The organism is Photobacterium piscicola, from assembly GCF_900166965.1.
Taxonomy (GTDB): Bacteria; Pseudomonadota; Gammaproteobacteria; order Enterobacterales; family Vibrionaceae; genus Photobacterium; species Photobacterium piscicola.
On sequence record NZ_FUZI01000001.1, the window covers coordinates 17,491 to 40,201 of the forward strand.

The 22,711-nt window shown below is 39.6% G+C and carries 23 protein-coding genes; 3 read left to right on the plus strand and 20 right to left on the minus strand.

What is annotated here, in order from left to right:
- Positions 1-57 precede the first annotated feature (57 nt).
- Complete coding sequence (uhpT, locus tag CZ809_RS00075) at positions 58-1,446, minus strand: hexose-6-phosphate:phosphate antiporter UhpT (RefSeq protein ID WP_080155425.1); 1,389 nt, start codon at positions 1,444-1,446, stop codon at positions 58-60.
- Positions 1,447-2,611: 1,165 nt separating this feature from the next.
- On the opposite strand from uhpT, the gene CZ809_RS00080 reads away from it, so the two are divergent.
- Entirely contained in the window at positions 2,612-2,977 is a 366-nt protein-coding gene (locus CZ809_RS00080; protein ID WP_080155426.1) for a SpoIIAA family protein, read from the plus strand.
- 70 nt (positions 2,978-3,047) lie between these two features.
- On the opposite strand, the gene CZ809_RS00085 is transcribed toward CZ809_RS00080, so the two are convergent.
- The 17 genes from CZ809_RS00085 to CZ809_RS00165 all read right to left on the minus strand — a co-directional run bounded on the left by CZ809_RS00085 (position 3,048) and on the right by CZ809_RS00165 (position 18,595).
- On the minus strand, positions 3,048-4,274 hold the full coding sequence (locus CZ809_RS00085; RefSeq protein ID WP_080155427.1) for a beta-ketoacyl-ACP synthase: 1,227 nt from the start codon (positions 4,272-4,274) through the stop codon (positions 3,048-3,050).
- Entirely contained in the window at positions 4,271-4,996 is a 726-nt protein-coding gene (locus CZ809_RS00090) for a 3-ketoacyl-ACP reductase FabG2 (protein WP_080155428.1), read from the minus strand. Before CZ809_RS00090 ends, CZ809_RS00085 begins: the two co-directional genes overlap by 4 nt.
- A 13-nt stretch (positions 4,997-5,009) precedes the next feature.
- Positions 5,010-5,468 carry a hotdog family protein gene (locus CZ809_RS00095; protein WP_080155429.1) on the minus strand — a complete coding sequence of 153 codons (459 nt, stop codon included), beginning with the start codon at positions 5,466-5,468 and terminating at the stop codon, positions 5,010-5,012.
- Positions 5,461-6,699, minus strand: coding sequence for a beta-ketoacyl-[acyl-carrier-protein] synthase family protein (locus tag CZ809_RS00100; protein WP_080155430.1), 1,239 nt, complete (start codon positions 6,697-6,699; stop codon positions 5,461-5,463). Before CZ809_RS00100 ends, CZ809_RS00095 begins: the two co-directional genes overlap by 8 nt.
- Before the next feature lie 17 nt (positions 6,700-6,716).
- Positions 6,717-7,328 carry a DUF3261 domain-containing protein gene (locus tag CZ809_RS00105; protein ID WP_080155431.1) on the minus strand — a complete coding sequence of 204 codons (612 nt, stop codon included), beginning with the start codon at positions 7,326-7,328 and terminating at the stop codon, positions 6,717-6,719.
- Between the two features lies 1 nt (position 7,329).
- Positions 7,330-9,669: an MMPL family transporter gene (locus CZ809_RS00110; protein ID WP_306341411.1), complete on the minus strand. Its 2,340-nt coding sequence runs from the start codon at positions 9,667-9,669 to the stop codon at positions 7,330-7,332.
- A 25-nt stretch (positions 9,670-9,694) separates the two neighbouring features.
- Positions 9,695-10,360 carry an outer membrane lipoprotein carrier protein LolA gene (locus CZ809_RS00115; protein ID WP_080155433.1) on the minus strand — a complete coding sequence of 222 codons (666 nt, stop codon included), beginning with the start codon at positions 10,358-10,360 and terminating at the stop codon, positions 9,695-9,697.
- Positions 10,350-10,790, minus strand: a complete 441-nt coding sequence (locus tag CZ809_RS00120) for an acyl-CoA thioesterase (RefSeq protein ID WP_080155434.1) — start codon at positions 10,788-10,790, stop codon at positions 10,350-10,352. The genes CZ809_RS00115 and CZ809_RS00120 overlap by 11 nt, the downstream gene beginning before the upstream one ends.
- A gap of 98 nt (positions 10,791-10,888) precedes the next feature.
- Positions 10,889-12,445 (minus strand): HAL/PAL/TAL family ammonia-lyase, encoded by a 1,557-nt coding sequence (locus CZ809_RS00125; RefSeq protein WP_080155435.1) that lies wholly within the window; start codon positions 12,443-12,445, stop codon positions 10,889-10,891.
- On the minus strand, positions 12,435-14,123 hold the full coding sequence (locus tag CZ809_RS00130; protein WP_080155436.1) for a glycosyltransferase family 2 protein: 1,689 nt from the start codon (positions 14,121-14,123) through the stop codon (positions 12,435-12,437). Before CZ809_RS00130 ends, CZ809_RS00125 begins: the two co-directional genes overlap by 11 nt.
- Positions 14,120-14,491 (minus strand): ApeI family dehydratase, encoded by a 372-nt coding sequence (locus tag CZ809_RS00135; protein WP_080155437.1) that lies wholly within the window; start codon positions 14,489-14,491, stop codon positions 14,120-14,122. Before CZ809_RS00135 ends, CZ809_RS00130 begins: the two co-directional genes overlap by 4 nt.
- 16 nt (positions 14,492-14,507) lie before the next feature.
- Positions 14,508-15,908, minus strand: a complete 1,401-nt coding sequence (locus CZ809_RS00140) for an AMP-binding protein (protein WP_080155438.1) — start codon at positions 15,906-15,908, stop codon at positions 14,508-14,510.
- A 39-nt stretch (positions 15,909-15,947) separates the two neighbouring features.
- Entirely contained in the window at positions 15,948-16,511 is a 564-nt protein-coding gene (locus tag CZ809_RS00145; protein WP_080156504.1) for a COG4648 family protein, read from the minus strand.
- 5 nt (positions 16,512-16,516) lie between these two features.
- On the minus strand, positions 16,517-16,774 hold the full coding sequence (locus CZ809_RS00150) for an acyl carrier protein (protein ID WP_080155439.1): 258 nt from the start codon (positions 16,772-16,774) through the stop codon (positions 16,517-16,519).
- Positions 16,775-16,779: 5 nt separating this feature from the next.
- Positions 16,780-17,037 carry a phosphopantetheine-binding protein gene (locus CZ809_RS00155; protein WP_080155440.1) on the minus strand — a complete coding sequence of 86 codons (258 nt, stop codon included), beginning with the start codon at positions 17,035-17,037 and terminating at the stop codon, positions 16,780-16,782.
- A gap of 44 nt (positions 17,038-17,081) precedes the next feature.
- Positions 17,082-17,861 carry a lysophospholipid acyltransferase family protein gene (locus CZ809_RS00160; RefSeq protein ID WP_162841585.1) on the minus strand — a complete coding sequence of 260 codons (780 nt, stop codon included), beginning with the start codon at positions 17,859-17,861 and terminating at the stop codon, positions 17,082-17,084.
- On the minus strand, positions 17,861-18,595 hold the full coding sequence (locus tag CZ809_RS00165; RefSeq protein ID WP_080155442.1) for a beta-ketoacyl synthase chain length factor: 735 nt from the start codon (positions 18,593-18,595) through the stop codon (positions 17,861-17,863). Before CZ809_RS00165 ends, CZ809_RS00160 begins: the two co-directional genes overlap by 1 nt.
- 270 nt (positions 18,596-18,865) lie before the next feature.
- Here CZ809_RS00165 and CZ809_RS00170 point away from each other — a divergent pair, with 270 nt between their 5' ends.
- Positions 18,866-19,939, plus strand: a complete 1,074-nt coding sequence (locus CZ809_RS00170; protein WP_080155443.1) for a methyltransferase — start codon at positions 18,866-18,868, stop codon at positions 19,937-19,939.
- Positions 19,940-19,960: 21 nt separating this feature from the next.
- Positions 19,961-21,214: an NAD(P)/FAD-dependent oxidoreductase gene (locus CZ809_RS00175; protein ID WP_144396124.1), complete on the plus strand. Its 1,254-nt coding sequence runs from the start codon at positions 19,961-19,963 to the stop codon at positions 21,212-21,214.
- 62 nt (positions 21,215-21,276) lie between these two features.
- Here CZ809_RS00175 and CZ809_RS00180 read toward each other — a convergent pair whose 3' ends face one another.
- Positions 21,277-21,489, minus strand: a complete 213-nt coding sequence (locus CZ809_RS00180) for a VF530 family protein (RefSeq protein ID WP_065167185.1) — start codon at positions 21,487-21,489, stop codon at positions 21,277-21,279.
- Positions 21,490-21,840: 351 nt separating this feature from the next.
- On the minus strand, positions 21,841-22,662 hold the full coding sequence (locus CZ809_RS00185; RefSeq protein WP_080155445.1) for a DUF723 domain-containing protein: 822 nt from the start codon (positions 22,660-22,662) through the stop codon (positions 21,841-21,843).
- Between the last annotated feature and the right edge of the window lie 49 nt (positions 22,663-22,711).

Here is a 22,711-nt window from a genome sequence, read left to right on the forward strand (position 1 = left end):
ATAAAAAACCCTCATAATTTATTTAATTATAAGGGTTTTTTAATGTCATTAATATTATTAATGTGCAGCAGGTTGCTGTGCTAGTTTTCTTATTTTAATTTCTTCAAATAAAGCAACAAGTGCCATTAATACACAACAAGCAATTGCAGCAGCTTTAATTGCCGCAAAGGTACCAGTCCAACCATCAAGGCCAAAGAAAGGGTTACCTTCAGCAATATAGCCAAGACCAATTTTTGCAAATGAGTCACCAATTAGGTAAGCAAACGTACCTTTAACCCCGTCAGCTGCCGCTAGGCCTTGTTTTGGTACAAAACCGATTGCTGCAACACCAATAAGAAGTTGAGGTGCAAATACTAAGAAACCTAAAGCAAATAGTGATGCTTTATAAGCAAAAATAGAGTCTGCGTGTTGGTAGTAACCTAGAGTAAATACAATACCGATCAAAGCAACACAAGATACAGCGCCACGACGACCATTAAATAAGTCTGACAGTAAGCCCCATAAACAGGTACCGACTAATGCTCCAATTTCAAACATGGTAAAGCCGGAGTTTGCAACATCTTTAGAGAAACCTAAAATTTGGTGTGCGTAAACTGTTGACCATTGGTCGATACCGCTACGTACGATATAAAGGAAGACGTTTGCAAAACAAAGGATCCAGATAACTTTATTAAAGAGAACATATTTCTTAAAAATTTCCATTTTAGTTAATTTGTTTTCTTTAACTGCATTATCTTCTTCTGAAATTGGTTCTTCGAAAATTTCTTCTACAGTACCTAAACCATAAGCTTCAGGGCTATCGTTGCCCATAAAGAAGCCGATGATCGCAATAATGATAGCGATAACGGCAGGGAAGATGAACATCCCTTTTACATCGCCACCAAAAAAGTAATCAGCACCAAACATAGCTACAGCGGCTGCTAATGCACCACCTGCGTTATGTGAGATGTTCCAGAAGCCAACACCTAGACCACGACGATTACGTGGAGTCCAGTTAGTAATAGTCACTACTGAGTTTGAACCACCACCTGACTGGAAAAAGCCTGATGCCGCATAAAGGATGGTCATCATAATAAATTGGCTAGAACTTGGTCCCATGACTAAGCCCATACCCAGAATACAAAAACCTGATAATAGGAGACCTAAAGGAAGAATGTTTTTTGCATTCTTACCGCCAGACCAATAGTTTAAAACTGTTTTACCAACACCATAAGTGATTGAAAATCCAAGGCCGATAGTACCAAGCTGAGTTAAACTCATGCCGTAGTCAGAAATCATATCATTCTGGGCAATATTGAAGTTTTTACGGACCAAATACATGGCCATATAACTAACGAAAACTACTAAATAGGACTTTAGAAAAGGAGAAAACCATAGTTTACGACGTTCTTTTGGCGATAGGTCAAGCGTGGGTTTGCGGACTCGTTGAAGTATTGATAATTCCATCGGTTGAATCTCGTTAGGGCTTAAATCAGATTTGTACTGAATAAGACAAATCACTATGGCGAGACCATACCGATGATACACTTAAATGGATTAAGAATTTTTCCTAGTTTTTTAATGGAATTTTAAATCTCAAAGTTAGATCACGTTTTTTGATATTTACAGTGAAATCTTTGGTTGCATTTTTGGTGTGGCAATGAAGGGTTATTTAACTCTTTCATTATGATTGTGTTTTTATAGAAATCAATAAAATAATATTAATTTATTGAAAATAGTATGGGGTAAAATAATTATAGTTAATTAGATTGTAACTGAATTATTTTTCTTCTTTTCTGTTTTAAACTAGAAAAATAATATTGATAATAAAATTAAAAACACAGTGCAAATAAAATTATCAATAATTTAAATGAAAATTCAATTTATAGTAGAGGATGGTTGGTTGTTATTTTTTTTAAAATACTAGGGTATTGATTGTCTTTGTAAATATAAAAAGAGAGCGCTTATTGTTAGTGATCTTTGATAAAGATCACATCTTTAAATTTGCCTATTTTCGATTTATCTACCATAGTTTAATTAACCTGAACTGAGATATATTATCGAGCTTACGGAGGAAAGAAGCTGTTTTCATCTAACTTAGGGATTCAGGTTCCGGTTGTTATTAGTAGACCTATTCAACCCGTTATTAATAGCAATCAAGTTGCAACGCGTAACAGTAAGTGAAATACGTAAAAGCTTCTAAGGTAACACTCTTAGTTGTTAACAATTTGGATAGCAATACCGTAAAAATCTTGCTTCTTCGTCAAAATATCGGTCCATACATAGTTATCGGACACGCCAAGCTCAACGTAATGAGTGACGAAGCGTAACAAACTTGATGTGCTGTGTAAGTACATTAAGTGCAACATCCCAGCCGCACTTGTATAGTGCGGCTTTTTTATTTTCTGTCGTTTATTGTTGAAAATATTATGGTATTGATATTTAAATATAAATTACTGTTATCCACAAAAAAAGTGGGTAACTATTTTATGTTAGTTAATCATGACTGTTATTGTTGCAATGTCATATTGAGTAAAGATCTGGCCTTAGTAGCTGAAGCGGCGGCAATAAAAGTGCATAGTAACTAAACAGTCGTGTGCTAATTGACGTAATATTGAATAAGGAATTTTAGATGTTAACGATGATTGATATTGGCATTGATAATGCGGTTGCTTTTACGTTATCAGGTAAAGTAACAGAAGATGATATGAAACGTGTGTTAATGGATGCAGAGGCGAAAACAGTCGATCATGGTGGAATTGTGATCTATGAAGAAATTGAAAGCTTTTCTGGAATTGAGTTAGCGGCAATTGTCGAGGAATTGAAATATCTTGTTCATGCTGGCATGAAACATATTAAGCAAGTTGCTGTGGTTGCTGATGCGAGTTGGATTGAAAAAGTGGTTAAGGTTGAAGATGCACTATTTAGTGATATCGACATTCAATACTTTACTTTTGCTGAAAAACCACAAGCGATCACGTTCTTGCAGTTACAATAAATCATATGTAACTAAAAATCCCCCTTGGTATCAGTAGTCAAAACACTTATGACAGTACCAAGGGATCTTGTTATAAACGTTTAAAAATCAATGAAGTATTAATGCCACCAAAGGCAAAGTTATTACTCATGATATAGCGACAATCAATATTTCTACCTTGACCTTGAATATAATCAAGCTCACCACAGCGTGGATCTGGAGTGTCTAGGTTGAGGGTTGGATTAAACCAGCCATTGTTCATCATTTCTATGCTTAGCCATGCTTCAATTGCACCACAGGCACCAAGTGTATGACCAAAATAACTTTTTAAGCTACTGATCGGGGTTTTATTGCTAAATATATTGGCTGTTGCTTGGCTTTCTGCAATGTCACCTTTTTCTGTTGCTGTACCATGCGCTGAAATATAACCGATATCTTGTGGTTGTAGTTGTGCTTGCTCTAAGGCCATTGCCATACATTGTTGCATGGTTTGTTGTTGTGGCTGGGTTATATGGGTTGCATCACAATTGGTTGCAAATCCAACCACTTCAGCAAAAATTGTGGCACCTCGATTGACTGCATGTTGGTATTCTTCTAATACGAGAGAGCCGGCCCCTTCACCAATGACTAATCCATCACGATCAGCATCGTATGGACGAGGGGTCATTTTAGGAGCCTTATTTTTAAGGCTGGTTGCAAAGAGGGTATCAAATACGGCTGATTCTGTTGGACATAATTCTTCTGCACCACCCGCAACCATCACGGTTTGATAGCCATGTTTGATCGCTTCATAAGCATAACCAATCGCTTGACTGCCAGAAGTACAGGCACTACTGGTCGGAATCACACGTCCTCGTAATTCAAAAAATAAGCCCACATTCACTGCTGTCGTGTGTGGCATCATTTGAACATAAGTGGTTGCAGTGATCTCTTTGGTGGTTTTTTCGTTAAGCATCGTGCCAAATGCACCAATAGCAGGAGTGCTACCAATGGATGAGCCGTATGCAATACCTGTACTGCCATTGGTGAGAATCGAATCACCAATTAAACCAGATTGAATGAGGGCATTTTCACTGGCGACTGTTGCTAGTTTTGATACTCGGCCCATTGCTCGTAGTTGTTTGCGGGTATAATGCTTAGGCACCTCAAAATCGGCAATTGGAGCAGCAAGTTTAGTATTTAAGCCATCATAGTCAGCGTAATCATCCATATAGATCACTGCATTTTGACCTTCACGCAATTTTTTCTCGATGGTTAACCAATCGTGTCCCAGTGCAGTGATGCCTGCCATTCCGGTGATAACAACGCGACGGTTCATACTAAACCTCCATTAATAGAAATAACTTGGCGGGTAACATAAGCCGCAATATCAGACATTAAATAACTGACTAATCCTGCGACTTCTTGTGGATCGCCCATACGACGTAAAGGCACTTGTGGTAATGCATGCTGTTTGACTTCTTCTGCAACCATGCCGGTGTCTATTAAGCCTGGAGCAACACAGTTAACAGTGATTTTACGTTTAGCAAGTTCAAGCGCGAGTGATTTTGAAGCGCCAATAATACCAGCTTTAGCCGCACTGTAATTGGTTTGTCCACGATTACCCGTCATTCCTGATACTGAAGACAGCGTTACAATGCGACCACCTTGGCGCAGTTGTACCATTGGCATCACACATGGATGAAGCACATTATAAAAACTATCAAGATTAGTATGAATAACGCCATCCCATTCTTGTTCTGTCATGGCTGGGAAAGCCGTATCGTGGGTAATGCCTGCATTACTGACCACACCATAGTATGCACCATGAAGTGCTATATCTTGTTCAAGATGTAGACGGCATTGTTGGCGATCACTGATATCAAACTGAATGATTCGCCCCTGACCACCGGCATTAATAATGCTTGTAAGGGTTGATTCTGCACCTGCTTGATCACGCATATAATGTACAGCAATAGTAAATCCATCTTGTGCAAGTTGGATGGCGATAGCACGCCCAATACCTTTACTTGCTCCCGTTACCAGTACTTGTCGGGTCATGAGTTACTCCTATTTATTTAGTGGTAAGCAGGGTTGTTATCTTTTCTGGGGAGGGAAGATACGCATTGAGTTGACTGCTGGCAATGGTTTGCTGTTGATTGACGATAGTACAACTAAAAACAGCCATATTATCATCTTGAATTAAGCGTTCTGCATAAATATCAAGCACACAGCCTTTATCAAATTGTGGCCACTCACTGTGATAACGGCGGCAACCTAATAAAAATCCAATCGGGGCGGGTTTGCCTTGTTGCCATGCATGATAACCCGCCCAAGCTGCAATAGTTTGGGCCATTAATTCAATACCCACATAACCGGCAATACCTTGGCGCTGGTTATCAAAAAAGAGATCATCTGATTTGATTGTGACTTGGCAATGCACATTTTCTACCCCAACACTGATTAAATCATCAATTAATATCATTGGAGTATCATGAGGCAGTAATTGTGCCAATGGAGGAGTATTAGTCATTAACATATCCAAAAATTAAACTGATGTTATTGCCACCAAAAGCAAAGGAGTTACTGAGGACTGCCGATGTTATTAGAGGTTGAGATCGTTTTACGAGTGTAATCGGCAGTTGTGGATCTTGGCAATCATCATTGATTTGTACAGGTAACGGTAACTGGTAAGCCAGAATATACCAACAAATAGCTGCTTCTACAGCACTGGCGGCACCAAGTGTATGTCCCGTTAAAGGTTTGGTTGAACTGACCATAACGTGGTGACCAAATACTCGCGCAATGGCTTTTGCTTCCATAGCATCATTCAACGGTGTTGCGGTGCCATGAGCATTAATATAACCAATATCATTTGGTGTTAACCCTGCATCCGTTAATGCATTTTGCATTGCGATTTCTGCGCCATGACCATCTGGGTGTGGGGCTGAAATATGATATGCATCAGAGCTATCGCCGCCGCCTAGAAAAGCAATATTTGATTGTTTTTTGATTGATAATTGCTGTTTTTTATCCTCTTCAGCAGGTGTGAGTGCTAACAACATAAAAGCTGCAGCTTCACCAATATTAATCCCATCTCGATTCATACTAAAAGGATTACAACGTTTAGAAGAGAGCGCATCTAAACCATGAAAACCATTAAGTGTTAGGCGGCATAAGGTATCTGCACCACCAACAATGACGGCATCGGCTAGTCCAGATTTGAGGAGGCGTTTAGCCGATAAAAAGCTACGGCCACTGGAAGAACAAGCGGTTGATATGGTGTAAACCAATCCGGTTAAACCAAAATAATCAGCAATGAATTGCCCCGTATTCGCTGGTTCTTGTTGATGATAATGATAATCCTCAGGCAAGTGGCCTTGTGCTGCTAATTGTTCTAATGCGTGTTCGCCATCACTGATCCCTGAGGTTGTTGTACCAATGATCACGGCGATACGATCAGCGCCATATTGGATAATCGCTTGCTGTATTTGGGAGCTTATTTGTTGTAATGCTGACAGTGCAAGACGATTGTTAGCCGTATTTTGATGTGGATATTGTTGCTCATTTATGGCAGCTAATGGGGCTGTTACTTGGCCAATAACCGTTTCACTGCCATCATTAAGCCAACCAGAAATTGTGCGCATGTCTGGGCTAGATCCTTGCACTAAACTATGCTGGATTTGTTCAGGTGTTGCCCCGAGTGCAGAATGAAAACCACAGCCGCGAATATAGACTGGGGTTGTGGTTTGATTATTTTTCATAAAATCTCATACCGAGGTTATTGACGCTGATAGTGTAATGTTTTTATGGTGATGGTGTAATTAGGCTGGTAATGGGTAAACGTAATCGTTCCCGTTAATTGATGGATGTTTTGATAATTAATTTCAGCCACTACGACACCCTTATTGTTGATAAGTTGACGTTGGTGTGAGGTTTGTTTTAATTGCCAGCCTATGTGTTGTAACGGTTGTTGCCATGCATCAAGTGGCCATAAGGTGATCATCATATTGAACAATACTTGTTTAGGATCGGGTAGAGTAGAGCCTAAGCCTGGCATCACATACGTTGTAATATGTTGGTCAGTATAATCTAAACTCAGAATCCGTGAGCCCCATGATGAAAACCCGGCAAGAGCTAATGCTTGTGGCGTAACTTGTAATTGCACGGGTAACTGATGGCTGGTTTGTTGCCATGTTGCAGTGATCAATTGACTAGCGGTGAGCGAATAGCCTAATTGCGCTGGGGTTGGTAAGGTCACTAAGGTATTGGGCGCAATATTGACTTGATTTGGTTGTGGCACCTGTATGGTTGTACACCCTGAGACTAATAATACGCTCAGTAACCCTATTAGCCCGTGATAACTAAGACGATGAAGGCAGTAATGTTGCATGTTATTTGGCTCCTCTATGTGATGTTGTGTTTGATATGGCTGAGGATGCTGGTGTCATAGCTAATGGGGCTAATAACCATGCAATAATAATCCCTGTGAGAACGGTAATACCAAAACTATGAATAGCTTGAGTGGCACTTAATGCTAATAGTCCAAACGAGAGTACCGTGGTTAATGCCGATAATGTGATAGCCAATAAGGTTGAACGACGATGGTGATTGTTGTCAGTGGATTTTAATTCTGCAAAAAAGAGACTGTAATCAATTCCTATCCCCAAAATTAAGATCAGTGCCAGTAAATTAAACAAGTTTAATGGTGTTCCACTAATACTAGTGATTGCAATACCTGCACATGCTGCTATCAATGATGGCGTGATCATTTGTAGCCCTTTTTTAAGCCCATAGCGCCATCCTAATAATAAGAAAATTGCGATGGTTGCTGCAATTAATAGCTCAGTGACTCGTTGTCGGTATTGTCCAAAAAGATGTGATACTTCATCGGCTTTATTGAGGTAGCTAAGTTGGCTATCTTGCGCGACCAATTGTTTGATGACATCAAGTTGATTGACACCAGAAAGCAAAATAACCGCACCGTATACAGACGATTGTGCTGATTGAATCTGACCAAGCCAAGTAAAGCGTAGTGGTTTAGATACTGGTGATGCTAAATATTCAGCAATCGTTAACGGCTGAAAGGTGGCGCTAAATTGTGGTGGGTGACTTAATTTGATTTTTTTATCTAGCTCTGGACCTTGCTGTTGATATAAGTGTTTCACTAACTCAAAATTGTGTTGTTGAGTTGCAATTGACGGTAAGTAATGCCCGATACTTTGGTAGCTATCAAGTTTGTGAGTCGTTACTAAGGTATTGAGTTGCTGGTCGACAATCGCTAATTTAGTTAATAGATCTTGTGCTGTTTTAGCTTTAACTAATAGCATTTGTTGGCCACTGCTAACTCCCGTGATCGCTTTAATGGTTGTTTCTTGTTGCTTGAGTTGTGCTGGTAGTGCTTGAAGCTGGCGAATATCATCATCATAGCGAATATGAAATAGTCCTAGAATAGAAACGACAGCCAATATTGATGGTATGCACCAGCGCACAAACGGTTGTTGCCACAGTTGTAACCATACATTGAGTAATTGCCGACAAGGTAAAGGTCGTGGTGAACACGGTTTTGCGGCTAAAGTGGGATACCAACACACGACGGTTGCATAAGCGGCAGTAAGCCCAATTGCTGAAAACAGTGACAATTGTTGTAACCCAGGGAAAGGTGCAACTAACATGCCGAGATAACCAATCAAGCTGGTGATTAGCCCTAAACTAATCGCTACAAAAATATGTTTGAGCCCTTGGTGTGGATCCCAATCATTTGCTGCGGCTAATCTATCAGTGAGATAGTGAAAAGCATAGTCAATCGAGACTCCAATCAGGCTAGCACCAAACACTAAACTAAATAAGTGTACTTTACCAAAAATGGCGACAGTACCGACAAATGCCGCAACCAAACCACAGCTGATTGACAATAATGCTAACACTAAAGGTAATGGGCTTCGGTAGATGACTACTAATAAAATAATGATCCCTAACAACGACCCTAAGCCGATAGTACTGATTTCTTTTTCAGCGCTTTGTGTGCCATGCGCCGCATAAAAAATAACGCCAGTATGCAAGATATCTACTTTATTTGTTGCGGTAGAATAGTCGTTAATGATCTGCTGTTGTAATTGGTTAAGTGCGGGTAATTGGTGTTGCAATTTAATACTGTACGGCGAGCCTGCGAGTTCAGCCGTGATCAATACGTAATGACGCTGCTGATATTTTGTAGTTAAAAAACCGTGATCAAGATTGAAATGACCACTTTGAGCGCTTAATTGAGTTAAATAATCACGAAATAATAAAAAAGGATCATGTTCAAGCTCTGCACCCGTAACGCCAGAAAACGGATTATACAGTGCCTGTAATACTTGGGTTATTTGTTGTTGAGGCTGCTGTGTTAACCGTTGTTGTTGTTGTGGCGTTAACAGCTGAAACCGTTTGGGGTAATAAAATTGCGCCCATGCTTGTTGTTGGCTATGACTCATTTTTGCATTAATAGTTGTAAACAAGCCTAGTTGAGTTAGCTGGTGACTAAATTGTTGTGCTGCTGTCAGCATGGTATCGCGACTTGAGCTGCCCACTAAAAATACCACCTTATTGCTCATGCTGGTGGCGATATGATCAAAAGCTTGTTGTGCTGCTGGATCTTGGTCATTTTGTGGTAACAAAGCCAAAATATTCGTTTCGATTGGCAACTGCTTATGCGCTGTTAATTGATAACCGAAGCTAACAACTAACAACAGCATAATGAATAACCATAAACGGCTAAGTTTAGAATTGGAAAACACGTTGTTCTTCTGTGGTTAATGTTGATGGTGTTGTACGTTGATGACTAAATGTAATCACAGTTTTATCACCACGAATTTCAGCCAAAGTAAGTTGATTGATAAATTTCCCCCCTTGTAGTGTGATGGTGGAGAAGACTTTATTTAAAGGAGCCTGCTTGGGGGTTAATACCAATTGCCACTTATTCTTCTGATCCGTTGTTGGTGTTAAGGTCGTCATGGCTAAATTAAATTGTTGATCTAATGTTGACGTATCACCGTTAAACAGTGCCAGAAATATATGGCTAAAATAAAATACCATGGGATTTTTATCCGCAGTCATAACCTGCGGAGGTTGATCATCAAATTGTTGACTGAGTTTATCTTGGGTTAGCACTAATGATACTGCCATTGGGGCTGTTTGATGCCACCATAAGCCGTGGTTAGCGGCAATAATAAACGTACCATTAGATATTAGTGGTTGGTTAAACATCGCCATGGTTCGACTTTGATTAAAATCACCACGAACAATTTTGGTGGTAGAAAGGGTTTGTTGAAGATCGCTTAATGTCATGGCTTGTGCTGATAAACTGGTTAGAGCTAATAACAGACACAATATCGTACCTTGAGTATGTTTTTTTAAACGAGTGAATATTAATAAATTAGTGCTCATCATGCCAAGCCTTTATTTTATCAGTAAAAATAGAAGGAGAGGCTAAGCGCATTTCTCCTGTTTCTATGCTAACAGCCACTTGCATTGTGTATGCTTTTGTCATTCGAGCATTGGTTTGTGCATCATAAATAACATAATCAACCCGAAGTCGGTTTTCCCATTCAGTAAGGGTGGCTGTAATACGAATACGATGATCAAAAGGCACCGGCTTAACGTATTTTACCCGCGTATCAATAATCGGCCACAGATAACCAGAAGCTTGCATTTGGTGATAGCTATAATCAATTTTCTCCATTAATAAACGTCGAACTTCTTCAAAAAAACGGAAGTAGTTACCGTGATAGATAACCCCCATTGGATCGGCATCTTGAAAAGCCGTGGTTAAGGTAAGTTCTGCGGTTAATAATGCCGGTGAAGTATCTTGACGCATAAATGATGTCATCCGTATGAGTACAATGATAAACCAGAGGCCTTAAACAGTGCTCAAGGCCTCTGATGATCAAATCTGAGTTAACAGATCGTTAGCGATCAATATAATGACCAATGTTGTTGTTGGATGCGGCTGATAAAAAGACGCAAGTCGTGCTCTAACGGACGGTCTTCAGTTACAAATTTAAATTCAGCCAATACCGCTTGTTGCATTGCTTGTAGTGCTGGGCTGATGTTGGTATCTGTTAGTTGTTGATCGCGCTTACGTAATTCAATTGCTTGGGTTGCCGCCAATAAGGATGCCGCTGTTACTTGTTCTGTCAGTTGTAATACTCGTAAACAATCACGAGAAGCAATTGTTCCCATACTGACTTTGTCTTGGTTATGACATTCTGTTGAGCGAGAGAACACACTAGCTGGCATGGTGTGTTTTAGTGCTTCTGCTGTCCAGGCTGAAATACCAATTTGAACCGCTTTAAAGCCATGATTTATCGGTTTACGCTCGCCGGTTGCTCCGGTTAGGTTAAACGGCAGTCCATTATTGAACTTGTAATCCATTAATTGTGCCATTTGGCGATCAAGTAAATCAGCAATATTAGCCACCGCTGTTTTTAGCGTATCCATAGCCATTGCAATATGACCCCCGTAAAAATGCCCACCGTGAAGGACACGTTCGTTATCACCATCAATAATAGGATTATCATTGGCGCTATTAAGTTCATTTTCAATCATCTGGCGTAGCCATGGCAAACTGTCTTGCAAAACCCCAATCACATGAGGTGCACAACGTAGAGAGTAACGATCTTGTAAGCGATCACTGTTACGTGGTGGACGCTCTGCTTGCAGATCTGAGCGCAACCAACTTGCAATTTGTTGTTGACCTGGATGGGGTTTGACGGCAAATAAAGCTTCATCGAAATGGAAACCATTACCTTGAATACCAACCGAGACCATTGCAGTAATTTTGGTCGCCAATTGCGCTAAATATTCTGCACGTTTATAAGCAATACAAGCCAACGCTGTCATCACTGAAGTACCATTCATCAACGCTAAACCTTCTTTCGGCTTGAGTTTAATTGGTGTGATGCCTAGCTCTTTAAATACATCGGCAGTAGGGCATATTTTTCCTTGATAAATAACTTCACGCTCACCAATTAATGCTGCGGCAAGGTATGATAATGGCGTTAAATCCCCACTGGCACCCACTGAACCTTCTTGAGGAATTCGAGGGCTAATATCATGATTGATGAGAGTCACAATTTGGTTGAGTAATGGATGACCAACACCGGATACCCCTTGGGATAGTGAACATAGTCGGGTTGCCAGCACGGCACGTGCTTGTTGACGATCAAGATCTTCGCCTAAACCACAACCATGAAAACGGGTAAGATTTAGGGGAAGATCATCGACAAGGTGAGTTGGAATCGCCACCGTGCAAGAGTCACCATAGCCTGTGGTTACACCGTAAATAACCCCTTCTTCTTTTAATAGTCGTTCTAGAAAGGCAACGCCTCGATCTATTTTGCTAGTAAAGGCACTCTCTGTGTTCATTTCAGCAGTGGCACCTTGGCTAATGGCGACCACATCTTCAATAGTGAGTCTGTCTGCACCAAAGCGAATGGTTTGTTGCGGTGTTGTCTGCGAATTATTTGTCATCTTTTTTTCCACTAAGCTGCCAAAAGTTAAAAAAGTTATACCACTGTAATGGTGCTTGTAAGGTGTAGTGCTCAAGGCGGATAGCATAGTGCTCAACAACCGTTTGTAAATCGGCATTACGAGTGGCGCGTGGCAAAGTTATTTGCTCACTGAACAGTTCAAAATATACATTAAAATGAGGGGTGGCTTGGCTGTCATCACGTAACCCAAATAATAGGTAAACAGGGGTTTTAAGTACAGATGCTAGTATAAAAGGACCTTGTGGAAACGGTGCTTTTTCCCCAAGAAAATTTGCCCAACTGACTCGTGTTTCATTAGCAACGGAGGTGCGATCGCCAACGATAACTACCCATTCACCACGTTCAACTTTTTGCTGAAGCATGATTGCAGTATCGGCGCCGAGTTGATTAACATGAATTAGATTGAGATTTGAGTCTGGATTAACGGCTTTAAGAACACTATTAAAATGTGCCGCGTGCTCAGTAAATACTAATGCATTAATTTTAATATTTTTATGCCGTTGACTGAGTGCTCGACATAATTCTAAATTACCCAAATGCGCGCCAAGGATCACCACGCCTTGATTACTGGCAACAATATTATCAAAGTGATGTTGACCATGAATGGTGAGGTTATCAGCATTATAATCGCCTTTCCAAGCGGCTAACTTATCGAGTGTTGTGTGTCCAAACGACAATAAGTGCTGATAGGGGGTTAGATTTTCAGGTAATGACAATTGTTGCTGCGCGGCAAAATGTTGTAGTTGCTGTAAATACTGTGTGGATGCCTGACGGGCTGTCTTACTGGTTAAATAATAATAACCAATTACCGGTTTTAATAACTGATTAACGACTTTGCGCCCTAATAAACGATAGATAGCCAATAACAGTTTGATTCCTAATACGGTGCCGCGCTCACTTCGGCTTGACCAGTGCTGTGAGTGAGATTGATGCCGTTTTAATAATCGAGGAATACGTGGCAGCATGCCTAAAAATAATTTGGTGTGCATCCAACTAATTTTGATGTTATCCCATAGGGCATCAAAATGTGAAATACCGCCTTCAGGATAGATAACTTTTGTATCAATAAACTTAATATCGCCGTTATTCCAATAGAATCGCACCATGATTTCAGTATCAAACGCCATTCGATGGCTGAAATTATAGTGGTTTAAGACTTGTATAATGGGATCTATGGGGTAGCAACGAAAACCACACATACTGTCTTTGATAGTAAATGATAGGGTTTCGATCCAGACCCAAAAATGAGTAATATAACGTCCATATAAGCGTGATTTAGGAACTGAATCATCGTAAATCGGCTTGCCAGAAATAAGTGCCGTTGAATACTGATGTGCTGTAACCAATAATTCATTAACAGCGGTTAAGTCATGCTGGCCATCTGCATCTATTTGAATGGCATGGCTATAATTTTGTTTTGCCGCATGTTTAATAGCAGCCATTACTGCATAACCTTTGCCCTTGTTGTGGGGTAAGGTGATGACTTCAACTAAGGGATTTTGTGATAGCTGCGTTAGAATATCTTTAGTTATAGCATCACTGCCATCATCAACCACAATAATGGGATAAGCAAAAGTTTGTAATGCATCAATGATAGCTGGCACAGTGTGACCATGATTATAACAAGGAATAATAAAACATGGATGGAACCAACTCATGCGGCTATCCCCATGGTTATTTTACCTGAAGAGTGAATGATGGTTTCATTCTCCGGAGTGAGCGAGCTAAAGTTAAAGTGTAATTTTTGTTTATCAGCAACCCACTCTAATGTCAGAGTGATCGTTGTATTGGGTAAAATAGGTTGTTGGAATTTAATGACATCCATGCCTTTAAATTCAGTCGGCATATCACTGAAATAATGGCTTGCAAAGTGAACTGCCCAATCAATTTGACTGACTCCCGGTAATAGCGCAAATGTTGAAAAATGGCCTTTAAAATCATCTAAATCATGATCGACACATAAGGTAATAACCGCATGATGATCAACAATATGGCTGCTAAGTAAGGTTGGTGCTTTTCTGTTCATTAGTCATTATTACTTATTAGTTATGGTCATTAAATAGGTGTTCAAGGTCGCGAATAAGACGTTTACCTTGGCTATTTAATGGAATCTCTGCAATGGGACGAAAACGGCGGGGAATCGCTATCGGTTCTATCCATTGGCGTAATTGCTGTCGTAATAGTAACCAAAATTTCCCTTTCCCAATCTGATTAAGCTGTTCCATACCCGAAGTTGTAAGTGTGATCACCGCGGCGATATGTAATCGTTGTTGTTGCTCTAGCGGGAATACGGCGGCTTCATCAATCCATGGCAATTGGCATAAACGTTGTTCAATTTCAGTTAATGATATGCGTTTTTCTTCTATTTTGATTATGCGGTCTGTTCGGCCTTTAAGTTCAAAGTGATCATTGTCAATGAGTACGCAGTGATCACAGGTTTGATACCAGTGCAGAGGATCAACAAAAGGAGAGCATATTTTTAAACACTGTTCTGCATTTAGAGCTATATTAACTACCGTAAATCGTTGCCATGGTGTTGTTGATTGTTGTTGTTGGCGATAACCAATGCCTCCTGTTTCGGTACTGCCGAATACTTCAAAAGGAAGTTTGCCAAGTAATTGTTGGCAATGTTGAGCCGCTGCTAATGCTAATGGTCCCCCCGAAGAAAAAATAGCGTTATAGGGAGCTGAGGTTACATCAGTATGTAAGCGCTTTAATAATGCAGGGCTACTGATTAAGACTTTATTGGGTGCAGCTTGTGCCACCACTTGCTCTGGATAGTCGAGATTAAAACAATCAAAACTACGACCACGGCATAACGGCCATAACACTCGAAATAGTAGACCATAAATATGTTGATGAGAGACGGTGCTACAAATGTGGCTCTGTTGTAATTGCGCACCCCAAATAGCCTCAAGTTGTGCAATTTCGTTATCCAGTAAATCTAACGTTTTGACAATAGCTTTGGGTATGCCACTTGAACCGGAAGTAAACAATGTCAGTTCGGTATCAGCAAGGGCTAATGGTGGAAAGACCATGTGAGATAATGATATTTGTTCTTGAGTATTGAGCAAGGAGCCAATATTGATGGTAGTCACTGATGAAGGAATGTGTAGTTCCTCATCATGTAGCAAGATATCAAAATGAGTATTTAATTCAGCCAGTGCTGCGGGCTGATGATTACTGGGTAAAATAAGTTGTTTTTTAGCATAAATTACCGCCATAAATGCAACTGCAAACAAATAGCTGTCGTGGCAACAAAGTGCAAAACGCGGCTGTTCAATTATGGCTAATTGTTGGCTTAAACTAAAAACATGGGCTCGAAATTGAGGCCATGAATATTGTTTTGTGCCATTAAATGCCACGTGAGTGAGATGATGAGTAGGGCGCTGCATTAAGGTCGATAATGATGTTAACGTCGAGGGTGTTATTGCTGTATGCATAGCCGTTCTCGTGTGCTATTAATGAAAGTTTGTGCTTACTTACTGTTGGTGTTTTTGTCTAAACCATTGCCGACATAGCCATTCGATTCCAAACAAACTGCCAGCAAAAATATAGCTAATAAAGCCATTATAAAATGTCCAGATATGTAATGGCATAAAACAGGTTATGAATGCAATTGCTCCATTGATAATAAAAAACACACACCAGATTTTAGTGACATTGCGAGTATAGCGTACGCCACTTGGTGGTAGGTTAGGTTCTTGCAGGCGTGCTAATCGCTCAATTAAGCTTTGCTGTTGCCACAAGCTACTGCTGAACAGTCCTAGCATCAATATATTGACGATAACAGGGTAATAGAGCAATAGTCCTTGCTGGCGAAACAATGTCCCTAACAGGATCAACGTAATACCAACGCCACCACTTAACCAGCCAATATATTTTAGCTCTTTGAGTTGCGTCTGCTTGGCTGCAATAATGCGAACAATAAAAAATACCGCCAGTAAAGCGCCAACCGTGGTTATTCCCCAACGGTTAATACCGTAATAAACAGCCATGGGATAAGCTATTAGGGCTAAGGCTGACAGTATAGTTAGCAGACGCATCACCATTATTCAGCCTTGAGTAAATCAGCAACCGCTATAACGACATCATTAACCGTACGAACATTTTTAAATTCATCAGGCTGGATTTTTTTGCCCGTGAAGTTTTGTAAACGTACAACCAGATCAACTGCATCAATGCTATCGAGATCAAGGTCTTGATAAAGGTGTGAGTCTAAATGGATATCGTTAGCATCGAGTTCAAACAGCTCAACTAAAAGTGTTTGAACTTGGTCAAAAATCTGGTCGTTATTAATTTGAGTCATAATGATTACGCTTTGTTCTGTGAGATGTAATGAGCAAGGTTAGCCACTGACGCGAAATGTTGGCGCGTATTGGTGTCATCTGCATCAATAACAATATTGTATGTTTTCTTAATTGCCAGCCCAAGCTCTAAAGCATCGATAGAATCGAGGCCAAGTCCATCATTAAAAAGTGGTGCATTGGTGTCGATGTCATCAACGCTAATATCTTCTAAATTTAATACATCGATAATCAATGTTTTTAATTCTGTATATAGTTGTTCCATATTACCTGCTTGTTATTAATGGTTAACGACAGCATAAATAGTTGTCACACATGAGTTGGAAAAATAGCATGGGTTAAATATTGATTTAATTGCCGAGCTGCTGCTGTTGACGATCGGTTTTGGTTTAAAAATGACGCTGTATTAATTTCGTCTTTTATTTCAATTAAAAATAATGGCTTATGATTCGGTACTTGATACCATTTTTGCTGCTTAGTTAAAAAACTGGGTGTAACAGTAATGTGCACAACCCGAATATTAACCTGACTGCGAACGGCTATTTGTGCTGCTCCACGCTGTAACTTTGGCGTTGTTAAGGGCGTAGTGCGTGTGCCTTCAGGAAAGACCAATAACACATTCCCTTGCTGTAAGCGCTGATTACATGTCTCTAACAATAATTCTGGATCTTTATTGGGAATATACCCCGCAGCTTTAACAATACCTTTAATAAAAGGGTTATGCCAGATTGTTGCCTTCACTAAGCAATCACACTGGGGTAATTGTGATGCTAATAAAACATAGTCAATCAGGCTGGGGTGGTTAGCAACAATTAAACATTGTTTATCTGCTTGAAGTGCTGCTAAATTTTCAAAGCGATAATCAATAACACCTAAAAAACGCATCGTACGACAGAAAAAATTAAAGGTACGTTGAATTGTCGTTTGTACTTTGATCTCTCGTTGTTGTTGCGGTGTTAGTAAAGTAATGACCGGAAAGACGATAAAAGTCAGTACCAGAGCACCTAATCCGAATAAGCTGAAACATCCAGCAGTTGCAATAATACGCCAGCTCTTATTGAGTCGTTGTGGTATTGAGAGTGTTTTCATTATTGATGCTGCCATTGCCACTGTTGTTTTTGCGCATTAATAAACCATTGGCTATCTTTATTAGCAAGATGTTTGATAACAGTGAGTGTCTGCGGATAACAATCGACACCATGATGATGTTCACAGATAGCGGGTGACATTGGTTGCCAGCATAGTTGGCTATTGTTGCCGTAAGATATCACCATTGCTAATGCAAAAAGTGGGTATTGATATTGTTCAAATTGTTGGTATTCATTTGGTAGAGGTTGATCATAATCAACCACCAGAACACGATGATCTGGATGCTCATTGAGGTAACATGCAACTTCAATCAATGCCATATGAAGAGTATTTTCACCACCGGTAAGTGATGTAACGGCAAGAGGTTGTTTGGTCGCAATAGTATATAAGCCTGCCGCGGTATTATGTACCGACTGTGAGAAAGCAATCGGTGATGCATCATCACCGTTGATAATGTCTTTAATTAAATTAACGGTGCGGTGTAATTCCCCATGACGGCTGGAAAAAACAATATAATCAACCGCCGTTTTCTCAGTGATCGTCATTGCTGCTTGAAGCGCTAATTTACTTATAGGGCTCATACGTCGACGTATCATTGGCGGGATTTTATCTGCTGCTGGTGGTTGAGCATGTAATAATTGAGGGTGGTTAGCCCATGCTTGTTCGTCTTCTTGTAAGACTAAACCAGGAGTAAGTGCAATCCAGTGGTCAATATTGAAGTGAATTGTATTCATAAGCTCCACATAAACAACAAAACAATCAGAATGATGAGTATAAATAAAGATAACTATTGATAAAGTTTATCATTAAATCAAGCAGATAACTGTGTATTTTATGATCACATATTTAATATTTTAGAATTTATTGATATTTATATTAGTCGTTTTTCTTAGGTTACTGATATATGTGTAATTATTAATATTGTTTGTTTTAAAACAGTGTCTATCAAAAGCGGCTAGTTAGAATAACCGTTGAATTTCCTTCTCCTTAATTACAGGTGTCGCGTGAGTCACTTTACTAAAGATCTATATAATGCATTAGCTGCAAAAACGGAAGCTCAAAAATTGGCTTTTTCGCCGATTGTTTTTCATACCGCACGTACGTTACGCGATTTAAATATACTACAGGTATTGGATAATGCAGGCAAAGATGGGCTAAATGCCCTACAAATTGCAGCAGCAACACAAGTCTCTGAATATGGTGTAAAAGTATTATTAGATATGGCGCTTAGTGCTCATATTGTGATTTGGCAACAGAATAAATACTGCTTAGCTAACCTTGGCTATTTTCTATTACATGATGGCATGACCAATGCCAATATGGATTTTACCGCTGATGTTTGTTATGCCGCAATGATGCACCTAACAGATTCTATTCAACAAGGAAAACCAGCAGGGCTTAAAGAATTAGGGGATTGGTCAACTATCTATCAAGGATTATCGCAATTGCCTGAACAAGCCAAACAAAGTTGGTTTGCATTTGATCATTTTTATTCTGATCGTTCATTTCCGTTGTTACTCGACAAAGTATTTACTCACCCACCAAAGCGAATCTTTGATATTGGTGGTAATACTGGCAAATGGGCATTGCAGTGTTGCCAGTACAATAAAGATGTAGAAATGACGATCATTGATTTGCCTCAGCAGATTGCTGTCGCTCTTGAAAATGCTAAACAGGCTGGATTTTCCGATCGTATTAAGGGATATCCTGTTGATATGCTTGATCGCACTCAAGCATTACCACAAGGTGCTGATGTGTGGTGGATGAGTCAATTTTTAGATTGTTTCTCCCCGATGGAAATTTTAAGTATTTTACGTCGAGTAAGACAAGCAATGAGTCATGATGCCAAAGTTTATATTCTTGAATTATTCTGGGATGCGCAACGCTATGAGGCTGCATCTTATTGCTTAAATGCCACTTCGTTATATTTTACTTGTTTAGCGAATGGTAATAGTCGATTTTATCGTAGTGAAGATTTTCTAGAGTTAGTGACAGAAGCCGGCTTTATCGTTGTTGAACGTGAAGATGATATTGGCTTAGGTCATACGTTGCTCACGCTACAAGCAGGACAAATTTAGCGAAAGGTAAGGGTAGCAATTGTGAAGCAGAAACAGCGTACGCAAGTGGTTATTATTGGTGCTGGCCCTTCAGGTTCAGTTGCTGCAGCGTTATTACATCAGCAAAATATTGATGTCATTGTTGTAGAAAAAAGTACTTTTCCTCGGTTTTCAATTGGTGAAAGTTTATTACCTGCCTGTATGGAAGTGATTGAACAAGCAAAAATGTTGGATGCTGTTACTGCCGCAGGATTTCAATATAAAGATGGGGCTGCATTTCGTTATCAAGATCGCTATACCGCATTTAATTTTAACGATAAATTCACGTCTGGTATTGGGACAACCTATCAAGTCCAGCGTGGGGATTTTGATAAGGTTTTAGCTGATGAAGCTGTTGTTCAAGGTGTTGAAATTCGCTATCAACATACTGTGGACGCCATTGAATGTTTAGCTAATAAGTCAGTGCTTACTATCATGGATGAGCAGCAACAAAAATACACAATAGATGCTGATTTTGTATTAGATGCCAGTGGTTTTGGGCGTGTACTACCGCGATTGTTGGGATTGGAAAAGCCTTCACATTTACCCTCAAGGCAGGCGATATTTTGTCATATAACCGATCATATTGATGCTGACCTCTGCTTGGTTGAATATGACCGCAACAAGATTTTAATTTCAGTGCACCCTCACTCGGCTGATGTTTGGTATTGGTTGATCCCCTTTAGTAATGGCACTTGTTCATTAGGGGTCGTTGCTCCACCGCATTGGTTAGCAAAATACGGTGGTGATCCACTTATGGTATTAAAGCAGTTAGTCATTGAAGAGCCAGGGCTTGCGAATGTGTTAGCACATGCTGAATATCCTCAAGTGGCTTCTACTATTGGTGGTTATTCTGCTAATGTGACGCAATTGGCTACGTCAAATTATGCCTTATTAGGCAATGCTGGGGAGTTTTTAGATCCGGTCTTTTCTTCTGGCGTGACCATTGCGATGAAATCAGCGCAATTAGCGGCTGGGGTGTTGGGACGTGCTTTTGCTGGCGAGAATATCGATTGGCAACGTGATTATGCCGAGCCTTTGATGTTAGGCGTTGATACGTTTAGAACTTACGTTGAAGGGTGGTATTCAGGTGAGTTACAAACCGTTATTTTTCATCCCACCCCTGACCCTAAAATTAAGCAAATGATTTGTGCCATTTTAGCGGGCTATGCTTGGGATACTCATAATCCTTTTGTTGCGCAATCACAGCGTAGATTAGCGGTTGTTGCTGCTATATGTGCTGATAATATTAAATAGTGTTACAAGCCGCTACATGTCAGTTTTTAAAGGTCAATGTAGCGGCTTTTTATCTGTGTTTATTAGCGAACCATATCAAGATACAGGTTTTCAACTTTAGTACGTGCCCACTCAGTTTTACGTAAGAATTTGAGGCTTGATTTGATACTTGGATCATCATTAAAGCAACGAATGTTAATTCGAGCTCCTAGTTCATTCCATCCATAATGCTCGACAAGCTCTATCAATACTTTTTCTAAGGTAATGCCGTGTAGTGGGTTATTTTTTTGTGTCATGGTATATGCCGTCTGAGTGACTAATTTAAAATATTGAGTTATTCGCTGTTAGTGTAACTGACAATGGCCTGATCACCCAGCGTCGTTTTAAGAGTCTTTGGTGCTGGCGAAACGAAAGGATGGTAACTTCAATATAGAGCAAGTGTGCTAATACTGTCTTTAAGTGAATCAAAATATTTTTATTAATAACCAGTCTTATTCAATCGCATTATTAATTGTAAATACCCAAATAACGCCAGCTTATATTTAAAAGAGTATGGGTTCGTCTTTTAATATGGTGCTTATTATACAGTAGGAGCAATATTTTGTACTCCGCCATTGGTGGCAAAATAAAGCGTCAACTTAAGTGATTTAATAAGATTGTAATAATTTAATTGGCGGTTGTTTATTTATGCCATTGATTTTTTTTCTTCTTTGTAGAGCACATTTTTGGCAGCCGCTGCCTGCCAAATGGTTGGTTGGTAATTGACAAAATTGGCCATGAATACTGCAAATAATAATGCCTTTCGTTCGCATGTTTTGATATTCAAACAATGAATAGTTATACCGATTACCATGAATTTTTTTTGCATCAACGATAAATTGTTTTGTGGTTTTTTTATGGCTGTTTTTTGCACATTTTGGACAGCCACTTCCGCGTAAATGTGCATCTGCACGTTGAGTGAAAATACCATGAATAAGACAAGTTATGTCTATTTTTTGAAGTGCGCTGGTATAGTTTATATTTGAATATTGATAACGATGAAGGTGAATAGTATTGGCTTTTTCAATGTAGACAGCTTGTGAGTAATGATACGACGAAACACATTTAGGACATCCTTTTCCTGCAAGATGTGCATTAGGACTTTGTGTAAAGTTACCATGAATACGACAGTGAATGATCCCCTTCTGTAAAGTTCCACTATATATAAATTCCCCATAGGTATATTTGCCACCATGAAGTACCGTAGATCGGCTAATAAAGGTTTGAATGTCCATTTTTAACTTACCAGAACAAGCAGGACAGCCATGCCCTGCAAGATGAACATCCGGCCTTTGTTCAAAATTCCCATGGATAGGGCAAGTAATAATACTTTTCGTTTTGGCGTTTATATAATCAAAAAAAGCATAACTATACCGTTGCTGGTGGCGATTTTTTGCTTTTTCAATAAAAAGAATATTCTTGTTTTTCATTATATTTTAGTTTCTAAATGGTATTTTTTTGATTGTTTTTTGTTACTAA